This window comes from Dehalococcoides sp. (assembly GCF_041654235.1).
In the GTDB taxonomy this organism is placed as follows: Bacteria; Chloroflexota; Dehalococcoidia; order Dehalococcoidales; family Dehalococcoidaceae; genus Dehalococcoides; species Dehalococcoides mccartyi_B.
The window spans coordinates 21,479-28,795 of record NZ_JBAZDW010000013.1; the positions used below are offsets into that span (position 1 = coordinate 21,479).

The 7,317-nt window shown below is 47.7% G+C and carries 7 protein-coding genes and 1 tRNA gene; 1 reads left to right on the top strand and 7 read right to left on the bottom strand.

Features of this window, described 5'->3' with window-relative positions:
• Positions 1-49: 49 nt before the first annotated feature.
• The 7 genes from coaBC to WC259_RS02950 all read right to left on the bottom strand — a co-directional run bounded on the left by coaBC (position 50) and on the right by WC259_RS02950 (position 6,638).
• Positions 50-1,231 (bottom strand): bifunctional phosphopantothenoylcysteine decarboxylase/phosphopantothenate--cysteine ligase CoaBC, encoded by a 1,182-nt coding sequence (coaBC, locus tag WC259_RS02920; RefSeq protein ID WP_011308951.1) that lies wholly within the window; start codon positions 1,229-1,231, stop codon positions 50-52.
• 102 nt (positions 1,232-1,333) lie between these two features.
• A complete protein-coding gene (locus WC259_RS02925) occupies positions 1,334-2,125 on the bottom strand; it encodes a type III pantothenate kinase (RefSeq protein ID WP_011308950.1) in 792 nt (263 codons plus the stop codon).
• 3 nt (positions 2,126-2,128) lie between these two features.
• A complete protein-coding gene (locus tag WC259_RS02930) occupies positions 2,129-3,667 on the bottom strand; it encodes an NAD(P)H-hydrate dehydratase (protein WP_372643109.1) in 1,539 nt (512 codons plus the stop codon).
• Between the two features lie 36 nt (positions 3,668-3,703).
• Positions 3,704-4,207 (bottom strand): Mut7-C RNAse domain-containing protein, encoded by a 504-nt coding sequence (locus tag WC259_RS02935; protein WP_011308948.1) that lies wholly within the window; start codon positions 4,205-4,207, stop codon positions 3,704-3,706.
• Between the two features lie 2 nt (positions 4,208-4,209).
• Positions 4,210-4,986: an MBL fold metallo-hydrolase gene (locus WC259_RS02940; RefSeq protein WP_011308947.1), complete on the bottom strand. Its 777-nt coding sequence runs from the start codon at positions 4,984-4,986 to the stop codon at positions 4,210-4,212.
• A 20-nt stretch (positions 4,987-5,006) separates the two neighbouring features.
• On the bottom strand, positions 5,007-5,666 hold the full coding sequence (locus WC259_RS02945; RefSeq protein ID WP_011928840.1) for a queuosine precursor transporter: 660 nt from the start codon (positions 5,664-5,666) through the stop codon (positions 5,007-5,009).
• Positions 5,667-5,687: 21 nt separating this feature from the next.
• A complete protein-coding gene (locus WC259_RS02950) occupies positions 5,688-6,638 on the bottom strand; it encodes a magnesium transporter CorA family protein (protein WP_011308945.1) in 951 nt (316 codons plus the stop codon).
• Positions 6,639-6,878: 240 nt separating this feature from the next.
• On the opposite strand from WC259_RS02950, the gene WC259_RS02955 reads away from it, so the two are divergent.
• Positions 6,879-6,953 (top strand) — tRNA-Met (locus tag WC259_RS02955).
• Positions 6,954-7,317 lie beyond the last annotated feature (364 nt).

Here is a 7,317-nt window from a genome sequence, read left to right on the forward strand (position 1 = left end):
CATTTGACTTGAAATATATAATCCTATTTTGGGCGTATTAAATCAAGTTTTAAAGTAAACCTGAAATTTCATCAAGGAGTCTGGCGGCCGCTTCCTGTTTCTTTAAAAGCGGCAATTCCTCTACCCGGCCGTTTTTAAAGAAGAGAGTCAGGCGGGTAGTATCTGAACCAAAGGTGCTATCCGGCTGGCTGATATCGTTAGCCGCTATTATATCCAGATTTTTGTCAGTCATTTTTTTAACGGCATTTATCATAAGGTCACGGCTTTCAGCCGCAAACCCCACCTTTATAAAATCACCCTGCAGGGAAGCTAATATATCCGGGTTGGCCACCAGATGCAAATCAAGCCCCTCAGCCCCCTTTTTAATCTTGTCCACGGCTGGTTTTTCCGGACGGTAATCCGCAACTGCGGCTGTCATTATCAAAGCATCTGCCCCTTTGACTGCTTCTCTAAGGGCAGCAAACATCTCCAGCGCAGTTTCGGTGTATTTTATGTCAACTCCAAAAGATACAGGCCTGTCGGTAACACCCGAAACCAACCTGACGCTGGCACCCCGTCTGACGGCTTCTTCAGCCAGAGCATACCCCATCTTGCCGGAACTGCGGTTACCCACATAACGCACCGGATCAACCGGCTCGCGGGTGCCACCGGCGCTGATAACCAGCTTTTTACCCGCCAAAGGGCCGCTTTTAGCCAATACCTGAGTAACTGAACCCAGTATTTTATCCAGTGAAGCCAGCCTGCCCTGCCCCGTTTTACCCGAAGCCAGACGGCCGTATTCCGGTTCTACAAATATAAAACCCCATTCCTTCAGCTTTGAAATATTCTGCTGGGTGATGGGGTTTGAGTACATATTGTCATTCATAGCCGGGGCTATTATGACTGGTGATTTACAGGCCAGAATAGTAGCCGAAAGCATATCATTCGCCAGCCCGCAGGCCAGTTTGGCAATAATATTGGCGGTGGCCGGAGCTACCAGAATAACGTCTGCTTCCTCTGCCAGAGAGACATGCTCCACGCTGTATTCGGAGTTTATATCCCACATACTGGTCACTACCGGCTGGTGGCTGAGAGTCCGAATGGTCAGGGGGGATATAAAGCGGCAGGCATCTTCGGTCATAACCGCTTTTACTGTATACCCTTCGGCAAGGAGCTTGGAGGCAATATCCCCCGCTTTATAGGCAGAAATACTGCCGGTTATCCCCAGAACTACCGTCTGTTCTTTATTCATATCCTTCTGCACTCCCCCGGCAAGCCCCCTTCACAAGATGTTTTAACCGGAAGGATAGCTGCTGCCGTTCCATACGTTTCCTATTTTAATATATAAAAATCACTAAACCTTATTCATCTGGTAAATAAACCTGAGCCCCTGAAGGGTAAGGTCCGGGCGGACTATATCAAAAATACGGCTGCCTTCGGCTATCAGTGAGGCATAACCGCCGGTAGCCACCACTCTGGCTTTCTGCCCCAGTTCAGCCTGAATCCGCCTGACCAGCTCCTCCACCAGCCCTATATAACCGAAATACACCCCTGACTGCATAGCCGAAACAGTGTTGGAGCCGATGGCTTTGGCGGGGTGGATTATTTCAATCTTGGGCAGTTTTGAAGTTTTCTCCACAATGGCCTGAGCCGAAGTGGCAATACCTGGTGCAATCGCCCCGCCTATATATTCCCCGCTTTCCGAAAGAGTATCAAAAGTGGTAGCTGTGCCCATATCCACTATTATGCACGCCCCGGGATAAAGCACTCTGGCGGCAGCGGCATTTACTATGCGGTCAGCCCCAACCTCACGCGGGTTATCCATGCGTATCTTAACCCCGCTCTTGATACCTGCACCCACTACCAAAGGTGTAGCCTTGAAATAGGTTTTAAACACTTCCTCAAAAGTAGTGGTCAGGGGCGGCACAACGCTGCACATAATTACACGGTTTAGCTCTCCCGCCTGTATGTCCGCATGCTGCAAAAGACCTAAAAGCAGGCTGGCATATTCGTCAGCCATACGCTGGGCAACTGAACCCAAATGCCAGTTTGCCAGCAGTTGTTCACCCTCAAATATACCTATATTTACGCTGGTATTGCCGATATCTACGGCAACAAGTTTTTCTGTGGCAGCTTGTTTATTCATAACTTAGTCCTGTTTCAATCCTTTTATAATCACAGGCAATTTTAACAGCAAATCCGAAGCCAGTACACCGGCATCACCTATCTCACTCCGCAATGCTTCTGCGGCCAGAGAGTGCAGGTAAACTCCCAGTCCTGCCGCCTCAAAAAGGCTTACGCCCTGCCCCAAAAGACCGCCTATTATTCCGGCAAGTACGTCACCCGTACCGGCTGAAGCCAGCACAGGGTTAGCCGCCGGATTGCACAGGGTTTCCCCCTGCGGTGATGTCACTATTGTCCCGGCACCTTTCAGGATAAGCGTCTTGCCCCATTTGCAGGCAAACTTTTGGCAAAGCCCGAAACGGTCAGACTGAACAGCCTCGGTGGTAGTTTTTGCCAGACGGGCCATTTCACCCGGATGCGGGGTGAGTACCGCATCAAATTTATATTCCAGCCACCAATCCGGGATAGCTGAAAGTATATTTAATGCATCTGCGTCTATTATAACCTTAAGCCCCACGGGCAGGTTTGAGAGCACTTCGGTAACCAGTCTGGCGGAATACCCGGTTTGACCCAGACCCGGCCCTATAAGGAGTACATCATATTTACCCAGTTCACTCAGGACAAGGCGTGCAGCAGAGTTATCTGCAGTACCGGAGGATACTTCAGGCAAAGGCAGATAAGTAGCTTCAGGTATTCTGCTCGCTACCGCTCCAGTCAAACTTTTCGGCAAAGCCAGTGTAACCAAGCCCGCACCAACACGCATAGCGGCACTCCCTGCTAGTATGGCCGCCCCTATATAACGGTCACTCCCGGCTACAATCATCACCCGCCCGAAACTGCCCTTGTTGGCATGGGGGGAACGAACAGGCAAAACACTCTTTGCCCAGTCTTTTTCAATCAAAACGGCTTGGATATCGGTTGTCAGTTCAGGCGGTATGCCGATATCCGCCACCGAAACCGCCCCGCTTAATTCCAGCCCGCGGTGGGTAAAAAGCCCTTGCTTGGCAATGCCCAGCGAAAGTGTAAAATCCGCCTTTAGGCAAGCGTCATCCGCCTGCCCGGTATCAGCATTTAAACCGGAGGGTAAATCTACAGCCAGCACTTGCATCTCTGGTCTGGTATTTCTAACGTTTGCTGTCATTTGCAGAGCTTCTTTATAAATGCCTTCAAGCGGGCGGTTTACGCCTGTACCCAGCAAAGCATCTATTACCAAATCTGCATCCGCCAGATGCTCTTCAAGTTCCGCTAAACCTGCAAATATATCACCTGAGGCTTCCAAACAGCCTTGAACGGTTGTGCCTTTTGGGGTATCTATAAAAGGCACAAATATGCTTACCTTTTCACCCCAGCTCCGCAGATAACGTCCGGCAACCAGCCCGTCACCCCCGTTATTGCCCGCACCCGCCAGTATCAGCACCCGACAGCCATTTTGCTCTTCCAGCAGATGGCGGGCAAACACAGCCACCGCCCTGCCGGCATTTTCCATCAGGGTTTCGGTGCTAATGCCCTGTTTCAGGCAGGCATCTTCTATCTGGCGCATTTGGACGCTTGAGATTATTTCCATTTCCTACCAGCTTTCGCTAAGGCTAAGACGAGTTTATCAGCAAGAGGGGTTATTATCAACACCCAGTCTGTTTAATACTTCCTGCATGGCCTGCCAGTGGCTTCCCTTCCAGAAAACCCGCCCGCAGTGATGGCACTCTTTGAACTCAGTCTGGTTCTGGTAAACATACGGAGGCACTTTTTCAGACAGGGTTTCTTTCATGACGGGATAAAGGGGATAATTGCACTCTATGCAACGGCTGAAAGGTAATATAAACGAATGCAGCACCATATCCGACAAAAGCTGCCGAAGCTGGTCTTCCGCCACTTCGGTTTCAAAGAGCATAACCTTTAAATTACCCTTTTTAACCAGCCGCCTTTCCCTAAGCAGATGATCACGGGTAAGTATTACCCGCCCCTCGGCAAGGGCTTCGGAAAGAAGCTGACGGTCAGACCCGTTGCCAAAACGGCGGGCATCAAAACCCAGCATTCTCAGGTAAACGGCTAGTTTCCCCACATTCTGGTCAACCAGAAAACGCGGCGGCTCAGAGACAGCAAACATACCTATTCTCCCAGACGGAGTTTCAGCCCTTCACTGGCCATAAATATGTCAGCAGCCAATCTATCCGCTACTGCCTGTATTTCAGTTTTAATCTCTTCTTCAAACAACGGCGTGGTATGAAGGGTAACTATTTGGGGCAGATAACCTTTCATCTCCCTGAACAGTAAAAGCTCCGTCTCCAAAAGCTCAGGTGACAAGTGCTTGGAGGTTAAAGCCAGCTCAGTGAGTTTGTTCGGCATGGTCAGTTCAATAATAAGCAGTTCGGGGTTAACCTGTTCCCAGACAGCCCCCAGACCAGACCCTGTATCCGAGGTATAAAAAAACGAATGCCCGTTTAAGTCTTTTACCCAAAAACCGGTGGTATCTCTGGAATGAGGGACAGATACCGGCAATATACGGTAACCCTGACAGTCAAATTCCAAACCGGGGGTAATCTTATTAAACCGCAAAGCCGGAGCAGAGGGCGGGCGGGTAAAAAAATCAGGGTAAAAACCGCCGGAAAAAGGCGGCTTGGTGACTACTTCTTCAACGGCCTGACTGCCGTAAATATCCACACTTTTCAAGCCGTAAGCCAAATTCATAGCCAGTAGCGGCACATCTTTTATGTGGTCATAATGGGCATGGCTTAAAATAACCGCTTTCAGGCTATAGAGTTCGTCCAATGTCAGGCTTCCGGTAATAGCACCTGCGTCCAGCACCACCCCGCCGGAAAGCATGAGGCAACTGGGGCGGGTGGTTTTGGTTTCGCAATTATGAGCACCTAAAAATACTATTTCCACCTTTGTACCTTGACCCCTGTCTAAAGCTTGAAAGGGCTGAAATTGGTAGCTGTATCAAAGTGGTCGCTGTTTTCAGCCTTTTTCAGATAATTTACCAGCCTGTAAGTAAGGGGTGTGGCTGCTGCTTCAATAAGCACTTTTGAACCCCAGTGATAGAGTATCATCATCGGCACAAATACCGGCGTACCCAGAAAAGCCACCATAATAAATATGGAAGTATCCAGCCCTTGCCCCGCCAGAGTAGAACCAATGGTACGCAGCCAGAGGTAACGCCCCTTGGTCCGCAGTTTCAGCTTGGCCATAATGAACGAGTTTACAAATTCACCTACCAGATACCCTAAAAACGAGGCAAGCAAAATCCGGGGAGTATAACCAAGTATGGTTTCATAAGCCGCCTGCCCTTCCCAGAAAGGCGCACCCGGCAGTACCTGACCCAGAGCCACAAAGACTACGAAAATAAGGTTACAGATAAAGCCCAGCCAGATAATCCGCCGTGCCCAGTGGAAACCGTAAACCTCGGTCAGGACGTCTCCGAAGATATAGCTGAAAGGAAACACTATCACCGCCGCCGGCAGAAATACGTCTCCCAAGGCAATAATTTTCACCGCTATAAGATTAGCGGTAATAAGGCAAGTAATATACAAACCACTTACAATGAGCAGGCGGCTGGAAACATTCATAACAATTTTTCTCCGGCAGAACTAAATAAGGCGGACACGGCGGAACATGTACAGCATCAAGCTCACAATAATAGCTGTAATAACCGCCACAAAGTAAATGGCATTCTCCGAGTTTTGAAAAGGCAGGGGGATGTTCATGCCGAAGATGCTGGCTACCATAGTAAACGGCAGCAAAATGGTAGCCACAATGGTTAAAATACGCATAGCCCGATTAGTCCGGTGGGAAGACATGGAGTCAAAGGTGGAGCTTAAGCCCTCTATGACCTCTTTAGTCTCGTCTAGAGTATCCCATATTTTATCCATGTGGTCTGTCATATCTCCAAAATAAACAGACATATCCTGATTTATAAATTTTCTGAGCTTATTTTCCAAACAACCAATGACCGCCCTCATCGGCCAGATAATCCGCCGGGTGGCAATAATATCCCGCCTGAGCAGGGCAATGTCTTTGACAATATTAAGGTCACTGTTAGAACCGGCAAAAATGTCATCTTCCACTTCTTCCAGATTATCCAGCAGCTTTACAGTAATGGGAAGACAATAGTCTACCAACCTGTCAACAATGCGGTACATCAAAAAACCTGAACCATGGTCAAAATATTCAGGGCGGGAACTCTCATCCAGCTCCATTTCACGATAAAGCTTTACCAGTGGTTTCAGATTGCCGGTATGCAGGGTGATAAGATAGTTCCCCCCGATAAATACCGAAAGCTGAGCCGGCACAGTAGTCCGCAGTTCCTTATTATAAAACGGGAAGTGGAGCACAAAAAATAGATACTCGTTGTATTCGTCAACCTTGGGCCGCTGACGGCGTGACAGTACATCATCAAGGTCCAGCGGGTGGAACGGATAGTTAGCCGCCAAATACTCGGTATCAACCTCTTGCGGGTTTTCAATATTTATCCAGGTAAGGTTGCCATAAGTAATTGATTCTATATTTGAAGTATTATTTTTAACTTGAGTCAGCGCCATGGTACGCTCCCAAAGTTTATTCTCAACGCTGCTATTTTAGCATAAAACGCTAAAACAACACCAAAATCTAACACTTTTCAGTCCTTTTTAAAAGCCCTATACCTTGCCAGCTTGCATATTTGCCAAATTTTAACCCCAAATACCCTTGGATACCTTTACAGGCTGATTATACTGCGCCTTACCCCGGCTTTTGGAATATTTGACAAATACTCCTTGCAGATTTTACAATACGTCTTTAGTGGCAGCGTAGCTCAGTGGCAGAGCAGGGGACTCATAAGCCCTTGGTCGGTAGTTCAAATCTACCCGCTGCCACCAATTATTTACCCCTCCCGTCTTTCATCACTTTATTTTATATTCCCCAAAAAAATCATCTATCCAAACCATACCTGCTTGCCATTTTTATCTTTTGAAAATGCAATACAGCATAATCCAAATCATCATTATTAAATAATCCTACACCCAGTTAAAATTTATTTCCCCCGTTTTAACCTGCCAACTCATGCCTATTTTTACCTGTCTGCTATTTAAATCCGCAAAACTTTGGGTCTTTTTAACACATATACCAGGAATTATAGTTTTATCCGGAGTTGACATTTTTTATGTTTTATAAGAAACTATAAACATTATAAAGTTTACGCAGTCTTAACAGACACCAACCACTTTTACTCAAAACCCCAAA

Coding starts and splice junctions, on each gene's coding strand:
- WC259_RS02925 (WP_011308950.1), bottom strand. CDS start 2,125: ATGAATAAACAAGCTGCCACAGAAAAACTTGTTGCCGTAGATATCGGC.
- WC259_RS02930 (WP_372643109.1), bottom strand. CDS start 3,667: ATGGAAATAATCTCAAGCGTCCAAATGCGCCAGATAGAAGATGCCTGC.
- coaBC (WP_011308951.1), bottom strand. CDS start 1,231: ATGAATAAAGAACAGACGGTAGTTCTGGGGATAACCGGCAGTATTTCT.
- WC259_RS02950 (WP_011308945.1), bottom strand. CDS start 6,638: ATGGCGCTGACTCAAGTTAAAAATAATACTTCAAATATAGAATCAATT.
- WC259_RS02945 (WP_011928840.1), bottom strand. CDS start 5,666: ATGAATGTTTCCAGCCGCCTGCTCATTGTAAGTGGTTTGTATATTACT.
- WC259_RS02935 (WP_011308948.1), bottom strand. CDS start 4,207: ATGTTTGCTGTCTCTGAGCCGCCGCGTTTTCTGGTTGACCAGAATGTG.